The organism is Paludibacterium denitrificans, from assembly GCF_009707705.1.
In the GTDB taxonomy this organism is placed as follows: domain Bacteria; phylum Pseudomonadota; class Gammaproteobacteria; order Burkholderiales; family Chromobacteriaceae; genus Paludibacterium_A; species Paludibacterium_A denitrificans.
In genome coordinates this window covers 631,469-647,227 of record NZ_WLYX01000001.1, presented here as the reverse complement: position 1 = coordinate 647,227, position 15,759 = coordinate 631,469, and the positions used below count along the sequence as shown (strand labels likewise).

General features: G+C 55.6%; 18 protein-coding genes and 5 pseudogenes. 4 read left to right on the top strand and 19 right to left on the bottom strand.

The features are described 5' to 3' along the window. Nucleotides 1–185: 185 nt before the first annotated feature. The 3 genes and pseudogenes from guaA to smpB all read right to left on the bottom strand — a co-directional run bounded on the left by guaA (nt 186) and on the right by smpB (nt 2,635). Nucleotides 186–1,768, bottom strand: a pseudogene (gene guaA, locus GKE73_RS04440) (glutamine-hydrolyzing GMP synthase). Between the two features lie 75 nt (nt 1,769–1,843). After that, nucleotides 1,844–2,185 (bottom strand): hypothetical protein, encoded by a 342-nt coding sequence (locus tag GKE73_RS04435; RefSeq protein ID WP_230369237.1) that lies wholly within the window; start codon nt 2,183–2,185, stop codon nt 1,844–1,846. 3 nt (nt 2,186–2,188) lie between these two features. Continuing rightward, nucleotides 2,189–2,635, bottom strand: a complete 447-nt coding sequence (gene smpB, locus GKE73_RS04430) for an SsrA-binding protein SmpB (RefSeq protein ID WP_230369236.1) — start codon at nt 2,633–2,635, stop codon at nt 2,189–2,191. 259 nt (nt 2,636–2,894) lie between these two features. Between smpB and GKE73_RS04425 the strand changes: the two genes are divergently transcribed. Next, the gene (locus tag GKE73_RS04425) at nt 2,895–3,332 is read left to right on the top strand and encodes a type II toxin-antitoxin system RatA family toxin (protein WP_230369235.1); all 438 of its coding nucleotides are present in this window, start codon (nt 2,895–2,897) and stop codon (nt 3,330–3,332) included. Then, nucleotides 3,325–3,633: an RnfH family protein gene (locus GKE73_RS04420; protein ID WP_230369234.1), complete on the top strand. Its 309-nt coding sequence runs from the start codon at nt 3,325–3,327 to the stop codon at nt 3,631–3,633. The genes GKE73_RS04425 and GKE73_RS04420 overlap by 8 nt, the downstream gene beginning before the upstream one ends. An 83-nt stretch (nt 3,634–3,716) precedes the next feature. Here the strand turns inward: GKE73_RS04420 and GKE73_RS04415 are convergent, their stop codons facing one another. The 10 genes and pseudogenes from GKE73_RS04415 to pyrG all read right to left on the bottom strand — a co-directional run bounded on the left by GKE73_RS04415 (nt 3,717) and on the right by pyrG (nt 9,743). Further along, on the bottom strand, nt 3,717–4,823 hold the full coding sequence (locus GKE73_RS04415; RefSeq protein WP_230369233.1) for a GGDEF domain-containing protein: 1,107 nt from the start codon (nt 4,821–4,823) through the stop codon (nt 3,717–3,719). Between the two features lie 11 nt (nt 4,824–4,834). Then, a complete protein-coding gene (locus GKE73_RS04410) occupies nt 4,835–5,254 on the bottom strand; it encodes a hypothetical protein (RefSeq protein ID WP_230369232.1) in 420 nt (139 codons plus the stop codon). Nucleotides 5,255–5,304: 50 nt separating this feature from the next. Further along, a complete protein-coding gene (locus GKE73_RS04405) occupies nt 5,305–5,514 on the bottom strand; it encodes a hypothetical protein (RefSeq protein WP_230369231.1) in 210 nt (69 codons plus the stop codon). Between the two features lie 76 nt (nt 5,515–5,590). Next, complete coding sequence (ftsB, locus tag GKE73_RS04400) at nt 5,591–5,881, bottom strand: cell division protein FtsB (RefSeq protein WP_230369230.1); 291 nt, start codon at nt 5,879–5,881, stop codon at nt 5,591–5,593. A gap of 4 nt (nt 5,882–5,885) precedes the next feature. Next, nucleotides 5,886–6,149 carry a phosphopyruvate hydratase family protein gene (locus GKE73_RS22480; RefSeq protein ID WP_312854540.1) on the bottom strand — a complete coding sequence of 88 codons (264 nt, stop codon included), beginning with the start codon at nt 6,147–6,149 and terminating at the stop codon, nt 5,886–5,888. Further along, nucleotides 6,125–6,745, bottom strand: a complete 621-nt coding sequence (locus GKE73_RS04395; protein ID WP_280954760.1) for a phosphopyruvate hydratase family protein — start codon at nt 6,743–6,745, stop codon at nt 6,125–6,127. Before GKE73_RS04395 ends, GKE73_RS22480 begins: the two co-directional genes overlap by 25 nt. Beyond that, nucleotides 6,745–6,879 (bottom strand): hypothetical protein, encoded by a 135-nt coding sequence (locus GKE73_RS22475; RefSeq protein ID WP_280954759.1) that lies wholly within the window; start codon nt 6,877–6,879, stop codon nt 6,745–6,747. The genes GKE73_RS04395 and GKE73_RS22475 overlap by 1 nt, the downstream gene beginning before the upstream one ends. Beyond that, a complete protein-coding gene (locus GKE73_RS04390) occupies nt 6,872–7,159 on the bottom strand; it encodes a phosphopyruvate hydratase family protein (protein ID WP_280954758.1) in 288 nt (95 codons plus the stop codon). Before GKE73_RS04390 ends, GKE73_RS22475 begins: the two co-directional genes overlap by 8 nt. A gap of 91 nt (nt 7,160–7,250) precedes the next feature. Beyond that, nucleotides 7,251–8,100, bottom strand: a pseudogene (gene kdsA, locus GKE73_RS04385) (3-deoxy-8-phosphooctulonate synthase). A gap of 2 nt (nt 8,101–8,102) precedes the next feature. After that, a pseudogene (pyrG, locus tag GKE73_RS04380) lies at nt 8,103–9,743 on the bottom strand (CTP synthase). Nucleotides 9,744–10,019: 276 nt separating this feature from the next. Here pyrG and rpmB point away from each other — a divergent pair. Then, nucleotides 10,020–10,253 (top strand): 50S ribosomal protein L28, encoded by a 234-nt coding sequence (gene rpmB, locus GKE73_RS04375; RefSeq protein WP_230369229.1) that lies wholly within the window; start codon nt 10,020–10,022, stop codon nt 10,251–10,253. A 35-nt stretch (nt 10,254–10,288) separates the two neighbouring features. Beyond that, a complete protein-coding gene (gene rpmG, locus GKE73_RS04370; protein WP_028453358.1) occupies nt 10,289–10,444 on the top strand; it encodes a 50S ribosomal protein L33 in 156 nt (51 codons plus the stop codon). Between the two features lie 130 nt (nt 10,445–10,574). On the opposite strand, the pseudogene GKE73_RS04365 reads toward rpmG, so the two are convergent. From GKE73_RS04365 to GKE73_RS04340, 6 genes and pseudogenes are all read right to left on the bottom strand, one after another. Next, nucleotides 10,575–10,951: pseudogene (locus tag GKE73_RS04365) on the bottom strand (uracil-DNA glycosylase). Between the two features lie 25 nt (nt 10,952–10,976). Continuing rightward, a complete protein-coding gene (locus GKE73_RS04360; RefSeq protein ID WP_230369228.1) occupies nt 10,977–11,396 on the bottom strand; it encodes a uracil-DNA glycosylase family protein in 420 nt (139 codons plus the stop codon). A gap of 13 nt (nt 11,397–11,409) precedes the next feature. Continuing rightward, nucleotides 11,410–11,835 carry a GNAT family N-acetyltransferase gene (locus GKE73_RS04355; protein ID WP_230369227.1) on the bottom strand — a complete coding sequence of 142 codons (426 nt, stop codon included), beginning with the start codon at nt 11,833–11,835 and terminating at the stop codon, nt 11,410–11,412. Next, nucleotides 11,832–12,503 (bottom strand): tRNA (adenosine(37)-N6)-threonylcarbamoyltransferase complex dimerization subunit type 1 TsaB, encoded by a 672-nt coding sequence (gene tsaB / locus GKE73_RS04350; protein WP_230371396.1) that lies wholly within the window; start codon nt 12,501–12,503, stop codon nt 11,832–11,834. Before tsaB ends, GKE73_RS04355 begins: the two co-directional genes overlap by 4 nt. Nucleotides 12,504–12,534: 31 nt before the next feature. Then, nucleotides 12,535–13,758: an EAL and HDOD domain-containing protein gene (locus GKE73_RS04345; protein WP_230369226.1), complete on the bottom strand. Its 1,224-nt coding sequence runs from the start codon at nt 13,756–13,758 to the stop codon at nt 12,535–12,537. Nucleotides 13,759–13,775: 17 nt separating this feature from the next. Beyond that, nucleotides 13,776–15,709 (bottom strand): annotated as a pseudogene (locus GKE73_RS04340) (chemotaxis protein CheA). Nucleotides 15,710–15,759 lie beyond the last annotated feature (50 nt).

The window sequence follows — 15,759 nt, the reverse complement described above, 5'->3', positions numbered from 1 at the left end:
AAAACGTAAATGACAAAGCGAACTGTATCCCTTGTTCCTATAGACCAGCGGGATGTGTTCTACCTGTCTTGACCCTAACAAACTGATGCGGCCGCGTCAAACCCATCTGTCTAATCCGCATGATACGGGGCAGCAAAAAGCCCTGCATGAGCAGGGCTTGAGGGTTGGCCGAACGTGACGGAGCGTTATTCCCACTCAATCGTTGCTTTAAGCGGTTTGCCCGACACATCGTAAACCACGCGGTTGATGCCGCGCACTTCGTTGATGATACGGTTGGAAGTGCGGCCCAACAGGGAGTAGGGCAGTTCGGCCCAGTGAGCAGTCATGAAGTCACTGGTGACGACGGCACGCAGAGCTACGACCCATTCGTAAGTGCGGCCATCGCCCATCACGCCAACCGATTTTACCGGCAGGAACACGGCAAAGGCCCGGCTGGTGAGGTCATACCAGCTTTTACCGGTTTTCTCGTCGATGGTGTTGCGCAATTCTTCGATAAAAATGGCGTCAGCACGTTGCAGCAGGCTGGCGTATTCGGCTTTGACCTCGCCGAGAATCCGCACGCCCGGGCCCGGGCCCGGGAAGGGGTGGCGATACACCATGTCATGCGGCAGGCCGAGTGCCACGCCCAGTTGGCGCACTTCATCCTTGAACAGCTCGCGCAGCGGCTCCAGCAGCTTGAGGTTCATGTCTTCCGGCAAGCCACCCACATTGTGGTGGCTCTTGATGGTGTGAGCCTTCTTGGTCTTGGCGCAAGCGGATTCGATCACGTCCGGGTAGATGGTGCCTTGAGCCAGCCATTTGGCGTTGGTCAGCTTGGCTGATTCCGCCCGGAATACCTCGACAAATTCGGCGCCGATGATCTTGCGTTTTTTCTCCGGATCGGTCTCGAACAGCAAGCTTGCCCATGAACTGTGCAGTGGCATCAACATGGATGACCTTTACGCCCGGGTTTTTGGCAAACATGTCCATCACCATCTGGCCTTCATTCAGGCGCAGCAGGCCATGGTCGACAAAGACGCAGGTCAGCTGATCGCCAATCGCGCGGTGGATCAGCGCGGCGGCAACCGAGCTATCCACACCACCGGACAAGCCGAGGATTACCTCGTCGTTGCCCACTTGTTCGCGAATTTTCTTCACGGCTTCGTCGATGTAGTTCGGCATGGTCCAGCTGGGTTTGCAGTCAAGCTACTGCCAGAACGAAGCGGTGCAGCATCTCGGTGCCGCGTTTGGTGTGGGTGACTTCGGGATGGAACTGAACGCCGTAGAAGCCGCGTTCTTCGTCGGCCATGGCGGCTACCGGGCAGGACGGCGTATCGGCAATCACGTGGAAACCGGCGGGCAGGCTGCTCACCTTGTCGCCGTGGCTCATCCAGACGTCGAGGAAGCCTTCGCCGGCGTCGCTGAGGCGGTCTTGCAGGCCTTCCAGCAGCTTGGAGTGGTGGCGTGCGCGGATTTCGGCATAGCCGAATTCACGCTTGTCGCCCGCTTCAACCTTGCCGCCCGGGCTTTGTGCCATGAACTGCATGCCGTAGCAAATGCCCAAGACCGGTACGCCCAGCTCAAACAGTGCCGGGTCGGCCTGGTAGTCGGATTCATACACCGAGTTGGGGCCGCCAGACAGGATGATGGCCTTGGGGTTGAAGGCGCGGATGTCATCGATCGGCATGTCGAAAGAGTGCAGCTCACAGTAAACGTGGGCTTCGCGTACGCGGCGGGCAATCAGTTGGGTCACTTGCGAGCCGAAATCAAGAATGAGGATTTTATCCATGCCTGTCCCTGAAGAGTCTAGCGGCCTTACGGCCAGATCAATGTAAAAGGTTGGCCGAATGTCGTTCAGCGATTGTCATTCGGATGGGAACGCTTGGCGTCTGCTGCGTTCCGGAATCTTGTCACTACGTACCAGCAACATCAGCACCCCCAGTAGCACCATGCCCAGTGACAGCACGTGTCCCAGCTGCAAGCCAATGGCGTCATAGAGGTACACGGCGGCGGCTCCGTACCACAGCATCGGGCTGGTGAGCAGTGTGGATTTATTGAAACCATCCACCACCATCAGCACGATACCGGCCAGTGCCAGCAATAACGCCAGCAAGGTGGCGGTATTGGGTAGCAGCGTGGTGCTTTTCAGAAACCATACCGATCCCAGACAGATCAGTACGATGGGGAGCGCGGCGCTGTGTTTCATGCGTTAGCCCTTGTCGCGCAGCATGCGCTGTTTTTCCCGCTGCCATTCACGTTCTTTTTCCGTTTCACGCTTGTCATGCAGCTTCTTGCCCTTGGCGAGGCCGACTTCCGCCTTGATGAACCCCTTGGTGTAATGCAGGTCCAGTGCCATCAGGGTGTAGCCCGCGCGTTCCACCTTGCCGATAAAACGATTGATTTCCGGCTGGGAGAGTAACAGTTTGCGTGGTCGCACCGGGTCGGGCTTGATGTGGGTAGAGGCTGACTGCAGCGGAGTAATGTGGCAGCCAATCAGCCAGAAGGCGCCTTTTTTCCAGTCAATATAGCTCTCTTTGAGCTGAACCCGGCCCGCGCGGATGGCTTTGACTTCCCATCCCTCCAGCACAAGCCCGGCCTCGAGTTTTTCCTCGATGAAATAATCGTGGAACGCCTTGCGGTTCTGGATGATGCTCATAGGACTGAGAGGTGAAGTTAATCTGTCATTTTAACAGATCATGGCGTTGAATCTAAAGTTTCGCCTATTCAGCGGCTTGCATGTGAGCCGCTTGGCGGGATCAGGACAGCCCGCATGGCTTTTGGTAAACTCTGGCGCTTCATTACATGTCTTGCCGATACTGACCTGACCGTGGCTTACCGTCTGAATGTGGCCTGCGCCAAAGTCGGGTTGCTTGGTGTTGCAAGGTTTCAGGATATGGCCGCTGGCCAGGATGCTCATGCAGGTTGTCGAAAAAAATGTTCTGGTGGCACACACTCCGGCGCAGATGTTTGCGCTGGTGGACGATGTGGAACACTATCCGCGCTTTCTGCCCTGGTGCGGCAAAGCTGAAGTACACGAACGCGTTGGTAATCAGCTGGTGGCCAGCCTGCATATCGATTACCTGAAAATCCGTCAGCATTTCACCACCCGGAATACCAACCTGGATGGCCAGAGCATTCTGATGGAACTGGTGGAGGGGCCGTTTGAGCACCTGGAGGGGCGTTGGCAGTTTACGCCGCTGGGCAGCATAGGCTGTAAAGTCGAGTTTCGGCTGACCTACGAGTTTTCCAGCAAAATTCTGGAAAAAATCATCGGCCCGGTGTTTGGGCATATTTCCGGTACCTTGGTCGATGCCTTCATTAAGGAAGCGGATAAGGTGTATGGCGATGACTGAATCAATCGTGGTGGAGGTGGCCTATGCTTCGCCGCAGCGTCAGGTGATTCTGTCCGTGCAGGTGGAAGCGGGGTGTCCGGCACTTGTTGCTGTGCAACGTAGCGGTATCTGCGAGATGTTTCCGGAGTTGGACGGTCATGCCCTGTCATTGGGCATTTTCGGCAGGGCCATCAAGCCGGAGCAGCCATTGCGGGCCAAAGACCGGGTGGAAATTTACCGGCCGCTGATTGCCGACCCCAAAGAGGTGAGACGACGGCGGGCCGAGCAGGGCAAGGCGATGCGTAAGGGCGGAACCAAGTGAGTACAAAGTGGTCGTCGTGCCATAAAAAAACCGGGAGGATTCCCGGTTTTTTTATGGCATTGAATAGGGTGATATGACTGATCTTACGCTGGGAAAATCGTATCCTCGGCCGAGTTGACCCGATTCTTGCCACTGAGTTTGGCCTGATACATGGCCTGATCGGCGCGTTCGATCACGTCGGTGTCCTGTTCCCCCGGTGCCACTTGGCTACGCTTAACGCTGAAGGTAATGACCAGCCGGTCGTTGTTGGCGAGGAAGAAGGTTTTGGTCAGTTCGCGTTGCAAACGCTGCAAAATTTCCAGTGCCTCGTCCAGTGGGGTATCCGGCAGCAGAATGACAAATTCTTCGCCGCCAAAGCGGGCCACGATATCGGCCGCACGCAGCTGACGCTTGGTCATTTCGACCAGATATTTCAACGCGTCGTCACCGGCCAGATGGCCATAGTGGTCATTCAGTTGCTTGAAGTTGTCGACATCAATCAGCGCCACGCACAGTGGCGAGCCACTGCGTTCACTGCGGCTGATCTCGCGCTGGAAATGTTCGGCCAACCCTCGGCGGTTGTAGGCGCCGGTCAGTTGGTCTTCCTTGACCTTGGCGCTGACCGATTCCAGCGCATTTTCCAATTCGTGGATACGTGTTTCGGCCGCTTCTACCTGTTCGCGCGAGGCCATCAATTCATCACGCGATCGTGTCAGGTCAAGCTGCATCAGCGAGGTATCTTCCATCAGCCCGCTGATGATGCCGCCCAACTCTTCAACACTTTCGGTTTGCCGTAGCTTCTCGCTATGTTGCTGAATTTTGGTGTGGAACACATCGGTGCTGTCGGTCATGGCGGCCAGACGAGACATGAAACGGTCCAGCAAGGTGCGTAGCGAGCTGGCGGCTTCGTCCAGCGAGCTTTTCAGCTGACCCTGCTTGCGGATGACATCCTTCAGGCTGGTTTCCAGCTGATACACCTGTTGCATCGACAGCGGCTCATGCGACAGCATTTCCTGCAGCGAGCTAACCTGTCCAACCAGATAATTATCGGAACGGTTCACCTCTGCCACGTTGTCCAGTAGCAGGCGCAGCAAATTGGCCAACCCGGAAACGAGGCGCCCTTCCTGTTGTGACAGCAGCTCCAGCTTGATCATGAACGCGCGCAAGCGGGGCATGTAAGCGTTCAGATCGTCTTCGCTGGATAACGCCATCAGTTCAGTGATCAGCGTTTCCAGTGTGTCTTGCAGATCGGGGAAACCGACCAGACGTGGTTCCAGCCCGTGGGTGAGGGAGAAACCCAGAATGCGTTGCCGCGGATAGCCAGGGCGGAAGGTGAGAGCGCTTCATTCACCGCTTCGCTTGCCGTGATGACTGTGTTCTCATCGGCCGTTTCAACAGGGTCTGGCTGCCGTTCGGCAGCCGGAGCATTCCAGTTCTGCAGCAGGGCGACGAGTTTCTGGTTGAGTTCCTCCGGCTGATTGCCGTAATTGATCAGTACCCGTTCCAGAGCTGCCTGTTTGTAGTGCTGCGGCAGGTCGGGTTGCCGGACATCCCGGGCTTTGATCAACGACTGGATCAGATTGCCCCAAGTCTGGGCCAGATTGTCTTCAGTGTAAGCAAGGCGCAGGAAATCGATCACCAATTGCGGGAGTTGCTCCCAGCGTGATTCTTCCGTGACCTGTTTGATACGGCTTAATGCCGTGCGTGCGGCAACGCTGGTAGCTTAAGCAATGTTTCCAGTGCGCGTAACAGCTGCACCGCGAGTTTGCTGTCCCTCTCAATGGGGATCTGGGCCAGTTCGTGATATACCCGCTCAAAGTTTTCTGGAGTGGGAAGTAATTTCCTCAAACTGAGCTGCTTGAGGGTCTCACGTGCCACTTCAATCGGGTTTTGCGTCGTCATTGCCCACACTCTGGAACTTTTATAGCCAGCCATCGCTTGTTATTGTCTATTAGGGTGGAGGTTTGGGACCACAGTGTCAACGGCGAGACGTGTTGGCCGGATCCAGTAACTGGAAAAATACCTCACCATTATGGATCATGCCAAGTTCATTACGTGCCCGTTCCTCAATCGCGTCGGTACCTTGTTTCAGGTCGCGGACTTCTGCATCAAGGGCGGCGTTGCGGGCAATCAGCTTTTGCGTGACTGCCCGCTGTTCCTGTAGTTGCTTGTCCAGCTGCCAGACCCTGAGCCAACTACCCTTGCCAAACCATAACGGCCATTGCAGGGCAATAATCAGGGTTGCCAGAGTCAGGGTCAGCCAGCGCATAAGATCACTTCAGGTGGTAAAAGGCCGCACGGCCCGGATAGTAGGCAGCATCGCCCAGTTCTTCTTCGATACGCAAGAGCTGGTTGTACTTGGCCATGCGATCAGAACGCGACAGCGAGCCGGTCTTGATCTGCATGCAGTTGGTGGCAACGGCCAGATCAGCGATGGTGCTATCTTCGGTTTCACCCGAGCGGTGGCTCATCACGCTGGTGTAGCTGGAGCGTTTGGCCAGATCAACGGCTTTCAGCGTTTCCGACAGGGTGCCGATCTGGTTGACTTTGACCAGCAGCGCATTGGCGACGCCGCTTTCGATGCCTTTGGCCGGATGGCCGGGTTGGTGACGAAGACATCGTCGCCCACCAGTTGCAGACGCTTGCCCGGGCGCTGGGTCAGGATTTGCCAGCCTTCCCAGTCATGCTCGCTCATGCCATCTTCGATGGAAATGATTGGGTAGTTGTTGGCCAGCGTTTCCAGATAGTCGGCAAACTGCTCGGAAGTCAGTTGCAGTCCTTCTGCGGTCAGATGATATTTGCCGTCTTTGTAGAATTCCGAAGAGGCACAGTCCAGCGCCAGCATGACATCCTGACCGGCAACATAACCGGCGGCGTCGATGGCTTCCAGAATCAGCTTGATGGCGTCTTCGTGGCTGGACAGGTTAGGAGCCGCCTTCGTCACCCACGGTGGTGGCGTAGCCTTTCTGGTCGCAGATTTTTTCAGGGCATGGAAAATTTCGGCACCACAACGCAGGGCTTCGCGGAAGCTTTGCGCGCCTACCGGCATGATCATGAATTCCTGAATATCCAGCGTGTTGTTGGCGTGAGCGCCGCCATTGATGACGTTCATCATCGGTACGGGCAGTGCCATCAGGCGCCACCCAGATAGCGGTACAGCGGCAGGCCGGAGTCTTCGGCGGCGGCGCGGGCGACGGCCATGGAGACTGCCAGCATGGCGTTGGCGCCAAGACGGGATTTGGTTTCGGTGCCGTCCAGTTCAATCAAGGTTTTGTCGATGAAAGCCCTGGTCAGAAGCATCCAGACCGATGATCGCTTCGCAGATCTCGGTGTTGATGTTCTCAACGGCCTTGAGCACGCCTTTGCCCAGATAGCGGCTCTTGTCGCCGTCACGCAGTTCCAGTGCTTCCTTTTCGCCGGTGGAGGCGCCGCTCGGTACGGCGGCACGGCCCATCACGCCAGATTCCAGCAGCACATCGGCTTCTACCGTCGGATTACCACGCGAGTCCGGGATTTCGCGAGCGACCACGTCGATGATCGAACTCATGTATTTCCCCTTCAAATAGCTTTAGGTTGGTTTGACCGGATGGACTTCGGCCAACCTTGTGCAAGGTTGGCCGAAATCGATTGTTTAGCAATTACAGCGACTGCTCGGGCCAGTTGCCCTGCTTGACCAGTGCATCAAGCTGTTTGAGCGTCGCCAGTAGTTCTTTCATGCGTCCCAGCGGCCAAGCGTTGGGGCCATCGGACAGCGCACGGGCCGGGTCCGGATGCGTTTCCATGAAGATGCTTAACGAATACCGGCGGCCACGGCCGCACGGGCCAACACCGGTACGAACTCGCGTTGACCGCCGGAGGACGTGCCTTGCCCACCCGGCAACTGCACTGAATGGGTCGCGTCGTACACGACCGGGCAACCCGTCTCGCGCATGATGGCCAGCGAGCGCATGTCGGATACCAAGTTGTTGTAACCAAACGAGGCGCCACGTTCGCACGCCATGAAACAGTCGTCATCAAGGCCTCGCGCGCTGCCGCACGAGCCTTGTCAATGACATGCTTCATGTCGCCCGGAGCCAGAAACTGGCCCTTTTTGATGTTGGTAAGCTTGCCCGACTGGGCAACGGCGCGGATGAAGTCGGTTTGCCGACACAGGAAAGCCGGGGTCTGCAACACGTCGACCACACTGGCGACCTGCGCAATTTCGCTTTCGCTGTGGACATCGGTCAGTACCGGGACACCAATCTGCTTTTTGACCTCGGCCAGGATGCGCAAGCCTTCATCAATCCCAAAGCCACGGAACGAGGTGCCGGACGAGCGGTTTGCCTTGTCGTAGCTGGACTTGTAGATGAAAGGGATGCCCAGTTCGCTGGTGATTTCCTTGAGGGCGCCAGCAGTATCCAGTGCCATCTGTTCGCTTTCGATCACGCAAGGACCGGCGATCAGAAACAGGGGCTGGTTCAGACCAACTTCAAATCCGCACAGTTTCATGCTTACTTCCCTTGCTTGTCGGCTTTATAGGCCAGTGCTGCTTGCACATAGGCCTTGAACAGCGGGTGACCATTACGCGGCGTGGAGGTGAATTCCGGATGGAACTGGCAGGCAAAGAACCAGCGATGGTTCTTGAGTTCTACCGTTTCCACCAGCTTTTCATGACCGGCGGAACGACCACTAATGGTCAGTCCGGCTGCTTCCGTGCGCGGAACATAGTAGTTGTTGACTTCGTAGCGATGGCGGTGACGCTCGGTGATGCTGGCCTTGCCATAGACCTGTGCTGCGAGCGAGCCCGGTACCAGTTCACACTCCTGCCCACCCAGACGCATGGTGCCGCCGAGGTTGGAGTTCTCGTCACGGGTTTCTACCTTGCCATCGTGGTTGACCCATTCGTCGATCAGGGCAACGACCGGATAGTCGGTATCCAGATCAAACTCGGTGGAGTTGGCGCCCTGCAAGCCACATCGCGCGCATATTCGATCAGCGCGATCTGCATGCCCGGGCAGATACCGAGGTAAGGGATGTTGTTTTCGCGGGCGAAACGCACAGCCTTGATCTTGCCTTCCACACCACGCTTGCCGAAGCCACCCGGTACCAGAATGGCATCCATGTCTTTCAGTGCATCCGGACCATCGCGCTCGATATCTTCCGAATCGATGTAGATGATATTGACGTGGCTGTGGGTATGAATGCTTACGGCATGCTGCAGGGCTTCGGACAGCGATTTGTACGATTCGGTCAGGTCGACATACTTGCCGACCATAGCAATATTCACCTCCTGCGTCGGGTGCTCAATGGCATCGATAATGCGATTCCATTCGGACAGGTCGGCTTCCGGCAATTCCAGTTGCAGTTGTTCGGCAATAATGGAGTCAATGCCTTGGGCGTGCAGCATGCCCGGGACTTTGTAGATCGAGTCCGAGTCATAACAGCCGATTACAGCGTTTTCTTCTACGTTGCAGAACAGGGCAATCTTGCGCTTTTCATCGTCCGGCAGTTCGCGGTCCATGCGGCACAGCAGGATATCCGGCTGAATGCCAATTTCGCGCAGTTCTTTTACCGAATGCTGGGTCGGCTTGGTTTTGATTTCACCCGCCGTGGCAATGTACGGCACGTACGACAGGTGAACGTACAGCGTGTTCTTGCGGCCCAGATTGGAACGCATCTGACGGATGGCTTCCGGGGAACGGCAGCGATTCGATGTCTCCGACGGTGCCACCGATTTCGACGATGGCGACATCGGCATCGCCAGCACCTTCATGAACTTTATGCTTGATTTCGTCCGTGATGTGCGGAATCACCTGAACGGTACCGCCCAGATAGTCACCACGGCGTTCCTTGGTGATCACGGACTCGTAAACCCGGCCAGTGGTGAAGTTGTTGCTCTTCTTCATCTTGGCATGGATGAAGCGTTCATAGTGACCAAGGTCGAGGTCGGTTTCTGCGCCGTCTTCGGTCACGAAAACTTCACCATGCTGGAAAGGGCTCATGGTGCCCGGGTCCACATTGATATATGGATCCAGCTTCAGCATGGTGACTTTCAGTCCGCGGGACTCAAGGATGGCAGCAATGGACGCAGCGGCAATGCCTTTCCCGAGGGAAGACACCACACCGCCGGTAACGAAGATGTACTTGGTCATGGGATTACGGCTCTATGGGAATCCGGGATTTTAACCTGAAATCGTTGTGAGTTGAACCGTCTGTGCGCCAAGATGTTGCGTGCTTCCCGCAACAGTCGAGGTGATCAAGGTAAGGTTTTTCTCGCCCGCGCGCTTAAGCTATCCGTTAGAATGCGTCCGAATTGTTTTACTGACGAGATCATCACCCGGATACCACATCGGGGATGCATCATGCCTTGAATAACTGGCCTTATATATGGTATAAAGCCAGCTTTTACCGGTTTTGGGAGTTTAACCATGGCGCGTGTTTGCAAAGTCACCGGCAAGCGTCCGATGACCGGGAACAATGTTTCCCACGCCAATAACAAGACGAAACGTCGTTTCCTGCCGAACCTGCAGTATCGCAAGTTCTGGGTGGAAAGCGAAAACCGCTGGGTTCGCCTGCGTGTGTCCAATGCTGCTCTGCGTACCATCGATAAGGTGGGTATTGAAGTAGTACTGGCTGATCTGCGCGCTCGCGGCGAGATCTAATCAGCGGTTCACCAGATAGCTACTGAGGTAATACCATGCGCGATAAAATCAAGCTTGAATCCACTGCTGGCACCGGCCATTTCTACACTACGACTAAAAACAAGCGTACGATGCCGGAAAAAATGGAGATCAAAAAATTTGATCCCGTTGCCCGTAAGCATGTGATCTACAAAGAAACCAAGCTGAAATAAGCTTGTCTTTGCAGACAATCAAAGAACCCTTCTCTGGTGCACGGAGAAGGGTTTTTTATTGCCTGTGATCAGGGGCGAAGGCAGTGCTCCAGCGTATGCCACAGTTCAGCGAGTTATCTGATGCTCTACTTTAGTCGTGATGTGGTGCGCTGAGTTGCTGATAGGTGCGTTTGGCAAAGACAAAGTCCTGCCACGCCTTGGATTTATCCGGCAGGTTGCGTAGCAAATAGGCCGGATGGAAGGTGGCGATAAGCGGAATCCCTTGATACTGATGCAGGGTGCCACGTAGTTTGCCGATACTTTGGTCAGTGTTGAGCAAGGTTTGTACGGCAAAGCGTCCCAAGGCAACAATCAGGGTCGGCTGGATATGCTGAATTTGCTGTGCCAGATAATCTTGGCAGCAGGCAATTTCATCCCGGCTGGGGTTGCGGTTGCCCGGAGGCTTAAGCATTTCAGCACATTGGCAATATAGACGTCGTTATTCCTATCAAGTCCGCAAGCCAGCAAGATGTTGTCCAGCAGTTGTCCTGCCTTACCGACAAACGGCTCCCCCTTGTTTGTCTTCCTGCTCCCCCGGCGCTTCGCCAATCAGCAGCCAGCGTGCGTGTGGATTCCCCCGGCCAAACACTGCTTGCGTGCGTGTCTGACTTAACTGGCAACGGGTGCAGTTGGCGACGCTTTGTTGTAGTACTTCCCACGTTATGAGCGGCGCTGACGGTAGTGCGGCATCCGGTGATTCGCTTGTTGCTGGTGCTGTGATCTCTGTCGGTCGTACAGAGGGGAGGGGCTGGGTGGCTGGCACATCGATAGTGCCGGTATCGAGTTCGGCCAACCTTGCTTGGGCATGAGATGGCTCTGCCTGTGTCGGTTGCGGACTACCAAACCAGGTAGCTTTTGCCTGCCAATCCGGCCCCAGTCCCATTTCTTCCAGTAGAACGGACCGGCGGCTCATAGGACTCTCTCCATCAATACAGCGTGCTCACGTCCCTGATCGGCGGTGGGGTAATAGTTCTTGCGCAAACCTGTTTCAACAAAGCCATTATGCTGGTACAGCATGCGTGCTTAAACTGGTTGCTCTCGCGTACCTCCAGCAGCAGTTTGTGCATGTTCTGGTGCTGGAGCGTGGCAATGGCGTGGCATAGCAGGCGTTTACCCCAACCTTGACCCTGATGTGCTTGGTGGATAACGATATTCAGTAATTCCGCTTCATCAAGTACCGTCATGACGACAGCAAATCCAACCAGCTCATTCTGATGCTGGGCGACGAAAAACTGATGTCCAGCCGTGATCGAATCCTGATAATGCTGCCGTGTCCAGCCATATGCGGTGGCGCTGGTTTCCAGTTGAACCAGCTCCTCTGGATTGGGGGCGCTTGCTGTGCGGATGGTCATCGCTTGCTGGCTTGCTGTTCAACAGCGGTCAGTGCAACCTTGTTGCGGATGTAAAGCAATTGGGCGTCACGTGGGTGGACTTTGGGATAACGACCGCTGCGGGCCAGTTCCGTGTAGGCCAACGCATGTGGGCGCAGGCTGGCTTGTGCCTGTTCGGCCAACTCGGGGACGTGCGTTAACAGCTCCGGGTAGGCGGCAAAGCCATCGCTTACCAAATGTTCTACTCCCTCAGGTGCTTGCCATTCTTCCGGTGTGGCCAGATGGATAGGGCCGATGCGTTGCCACGTGTCGCCGGTCTGGTACTGTGCGCAATACACTTGATGCATGCGGGCATCCATACACACCATCACGTTACCCGATCTGGACTGGTAAGCGATGCTGTCTAGCGTGGGAATGGCGATGACGTCCAGATTGGCTGCAAAAGCCGGGCCTTGTGCCAGCCCGCAAGCAATGCGCAAACCGGTGAATGAACCCGGACCCTGACCAAAGACAATCGCATCCAGTTCTGAGAGTGCCAATTGGCTTTCTGCCAGCAACTTATGCAGTTCCGGCAAAGTTCGTTCCGCGTGTTTTTGATTGACGTCTTCGTGAAAAACACGGGTGTTTTCACCATCGCTCAGCGCAAGTGATAAATAGGTATTGGATGTGTCGATGGCAAGCAGTTTCATGGGGCTCAAGAACAACCGGTAAGGGCGTGAATTATAAGCCCAGTTCTTCTACCCAAGCGAGCGCTGCAATATGAGCCTGGTTGAGTTGCTGGCTGTCCAGACCTGCTTGCTGGCTTAATTCTGGCACCGTGCGCAATGCTTCCTGTTCGCAGGCTAGGGCCAACTGCAGCAACAAACCGGCTTGGCCTTGTTGTTGCAATAGAGCATCGCGTATCGACTCAGACAGGCGCAGGTGCTCCAGTATCTGCGGCATGGGCATGTCAAACAGCGTATCCAGCAGACTGAACAGCCCGATGATAAAAAGATTATCGCAGGTGTCTGCTGGCAGGCCGAGAGCTAGCCCCATGGATTCCATGAAACGGCCACGCGTGATAGCCGTTTTTTGTAGTGCCGGAGGAACATGGGCTTCTTCGCTACCGGTGACTAATAACAAGGTCAACCAGCGATACAGCTTCTGATAACCCAATACCGCTACGGCATGAGAAAACGATGTGATGGTGGTGTTAAGTCCGGCTGCGGCAGAGTTAACGTAGCGCAGCAACTTGAAGGACAGAGCGACATCGCGTTTGAGAATTTGCTCAATTTCATGAATTTCACCATCCAAGCGCAGCAAATTTAGTAACTCCAACGTCGTGCTGAACGTAGGATGCAGCGTCTTGGTGGTCAGAGTTTCCGGCTTGGCAAAGTGAAAGCCCTGAAATCCATCCAGCCCCAGTTCTTTGCAGCGATGAAAGTGCTCGTGGGTTTCTACGCGTTCGGCAATCCGGATCACCGGATAACTACGCAGTCGGGCGGCCAACTGTTGAAACTGCTGTGCATCATGCTGCTGCACGTCCAGTTTCACGTAGTTGGCAAACTCCATAAACGCGAGTGCTGATTCTTCAAAATTGAAGTGATCGAGGGCAATGCCGAATCCGAGCGAGCGTAGATAACGAACGCGAGACAGTAGTTCGTGTGTGGGGGATACATGCGGCGAGATTTCCAGAATAACCCGGCGTGACGGGAGCAATTCCAGAAAATCACTTGCCAGCATACTGGCCCCAACATTGATAAACGCCAGTTTGCTGCCAATCAGCCAACTGGTGCCCATGTTGTTGAGGGTGTTGACCAGCACTTGGGTGTCGGCTTGCAACTCTGCATAATCGCTTACTGTTTGGGCGTTGACACCGGAGCGAAAAAGCAGCTCATAGCCAATGAGCTGCTGATTTCGGTTAAGTACAGGTTGTCTGCCAATGAAGGCGTTAGTTGGTGTCATTAGCCCGCCAGAAAATCTTAAGACGATAGCAGTTCCGAGGTCCGCGTAAAGCTGTTGGCGCTTTCGCTGGCACTTAGCAGGTCTTCCATATCCAGCACCAGAACAACCGAACCATCGCCGGACAATGTTGCTCCCGCCACACCTTTCGGACGAATGTTTTGCAACGGTTTGATAACCACATCATCACGGCCGACAAACGAGTCGATGGCCAGAATGAAGGATTTTTCGGCCGATTGCATCAGGACGCCAAAATAAGGTTTCTGAGTCGGTTCCCAGCCCAGCAGCCCGGCCAAGGTTTTCAGCGGCAAAATCTCATCGCGCACGACGATGGTAGGTTTGCCGGAGACTTCCTGAATGGCCTGCGGGTCGATGGTGATGATTTCCCGCACCATGGCAAGTGGCACGGCAAACGGCTGATTGCAGGCACGAACCACCAGCACTGGCAAAATCGCCAGCGTCAGCGGCAGGGAGATGCTGATCCGGGTGCCTTCGTTCGGGATGGAGTTGATGTCGATACGGCCGTTGAGCTTCTGGATGTTGGTACGCACCACATCCATGCCGACACCGCGTCCCGAGACGCTGGAAATTTGATCCTTGGTGGAAAAGCCCGGCAGGAAGATCAGCTGCAAACACTGTTTTTCATCCAGTGAATTGGCGGTTTCCTGATCAATCAGGCCTTTTTCTACGGCCTTGCGACGCAGGGCATCGGCGTTCATGCCCTTGCCGTCATCAATGATCTCGATCTGGATGTGATCACCAACTTGTTCAGCGGTCAGCTGAACATGTGATTGTGGCTTTTTACCGGCAGCAATACGTTCTTCCGGCGATTCAACACCGTGATCGACCGCGTTGCGCACCAAGTGAACCAGCGGATCATTCAGATCCTCAATCATGGTTTTATCCAGCTCGGTTTCTTCACCGGACAGAACCAGTTCCACTTCCTTGCCCAGCTGGCGTGCCAGATCTCGGGCCGGCGTGGGTATTTCTGGAACAGGCGGCCAATCGGCTGCATGCGGGTTTTCATCACCGCATTTTGCAAATCGCCAACCAGCAGATCGAGCTGGCTGATCGCCTCATCCAGCGAACGCAGGGTATTGGCTTCGTGATTGCCTTGCAGAATTTCCGTACGCAACGTTGTCAGGCGGTTTTTGGTCAGGCCGATCTCGCCGGACAGGTTCAGCACCATGTCCAGCCGCTGCGTATCAATTCGAATGGTGTTTTCCTGCGGACCGCTGGCATTACCGCCGGACGATTTGGCGCTAGCAACCGGCTTGGCCTGTGGTTTGGCCGGAGCCGCTGGCACTTGGCTGGGCGCAGCGGTGTGTTCGACGACAGGTGCTGCAGCAGCAACCGGGGCGGCAGGGGTAACCGTAGCTGTCGGTGCTGGCTGGGTAGCGGCTTGTGGCGCAACCGCTTGATACAGCTGTTGCCAGTTCGGCTCGCCATTTGTCGCCGCCGGTTGTGTGTTGGCGGCCGGTGCATTGACTTCGGCTACTGGCGCTGCAGGGGCAACCACGGCTGCAGCCGGAGCGGGTTGTTTGGCGGCACTAGGTGGCGTCTGGCCTGAGAGCACGGCATCGAGTGCATCAAGTACTGCCGGGTCGGCATCACCAGGCATCAAACCTTGGCCGAGCGTGCCAAACATGTCGCGTACAATGCCGGTCGCATCGAGGATGACATCCATCACTTCTGGCGTCAGATGCAGTTCACCATTGCGCAGCTTGTCGAACAGATTTTCGGTGCGATGACATAGCGTGACCATGGGGGCCACGGTGAGGAAGCCTGCACCACCCTTGATAGTGTGGAAGCCACGGAAAATGTCATTGAGCAATGCTTTGTCATCCGGGCGTTTTTCCAGCTCGACCAGCTTGTTATCAACGTCCGACAGGAGATCGTTGGACTCCATCAGGAAGTCCTGCAGAAGCTCCTCCATGCCGCCAAATTCACTCATTTTTCCACCCCGCTTTTCGGTTTTTCTGCTTGGCTTTGATCGGGTTCTAT

Bases quoted from the DNA above. Each gene is read 5' to 3' on its own strand.
- GKE73_RS04435 (WP_230369237.1), bottom strand. From the start codon at position 2,185: ATGAAACACAGCGCCGCGCTCCCCATCGTACTGATCTGTCTGGGATCG.
- smpB (WP_230369236.1), bottom strand. From the start codon at position 2,635: ATGAGCATCATCCAGAACCGCAAGGCGTTCCACGATTATTTCATCGAG.
- GKE73_RS04425 (WP_230369235.1), top strand. From the start codon at position 2,895: ATGCAGGTTGTCGAAAAAAATGTTCTGGTGGCACACACTCCGGCGCAG.
- GKE73_RS04420 (WP_230369234.1), top strand. From the start codon at position 3,325: ATGACTGAATCAATCGTGGTGGAGGTGGCCTATGCTTCGCCGCAGCGT.
- GKE73_RS04415 (WP_230369233.1), bottom strand. From the start codon at position 4,823: ATGGCGTTATCCAGCGAAGACGATCTGAACGCTTACATGCCCCGCTTG.
- GKE73_RS04405 (WP_230369231.1), bottom strand. From the start codon at position 5,514: ATGACGACGCAAAACCCGATTGAAGTGGCACGTGAGACCCTCAAGCAG.
- ftsB (WP_230369230.1), bottom strand. From the start codon at position 5,881: ATGCGCTGGCTGACCCTGACTCTGGCAACCCTGATTATTGCCCTGCAA.
- GKE73_RS04395 (WP_280954760.1), bottom strand. From the start codon at position 6,745: ATGGCACTGCCCGTACCGATGATGAACGTCATCAATGGCGGCGCTCAC.
- GKE73_RS04390 (WP_280954758.1), bottom strand. From the start codon at position 7,159: ATGAGTTCGATCATCGACGTGGTCGCTCGCGAAATCCCGGACTCGCGT.
- rpmB (WP_230369229.1), top strand. From the start codon at position 10,020: ATGGCGCGTGTTTGCAAAGTCACCGGCAAGCGTCCGATGACCGGGAAC.
- rpmG (WP_028453358.1), top strand. From the start codon at position 10,289: ATGCGCGATAAAATCAAGCTTGAATCCACTGCTGGCACCGGCCATTTC.
- GKE73_RS04360 (WP_230369228.1), bottom strand. From the start codon at position 11,396: ATGAGCCGCCGGTCCGTTCTACTGGAAGAAATGGGACTGGGGCCGGAT.
- GKE73_RS04355 (WP_230369227.1), bottom strand. From the start codon at position 11,835: ATGACCATCCGCACAGCAAGCGCCCCCAATCCAGAGGAGCTGGTTCAA.
- tsaB (WP_230371396.1), bottom strand. From the start codon at position 12,503: ATGAAACTGCTTGCCATCGACACATCCAATACCTATTTATCACTTGCG.
- GKE73_RS04345 (WP_230369226.1), bottom strand. From the start codon at position 13,758: ATGACACCAACTAACGCCTTCATTGGCAGACAACCTGTACTTAACCGA.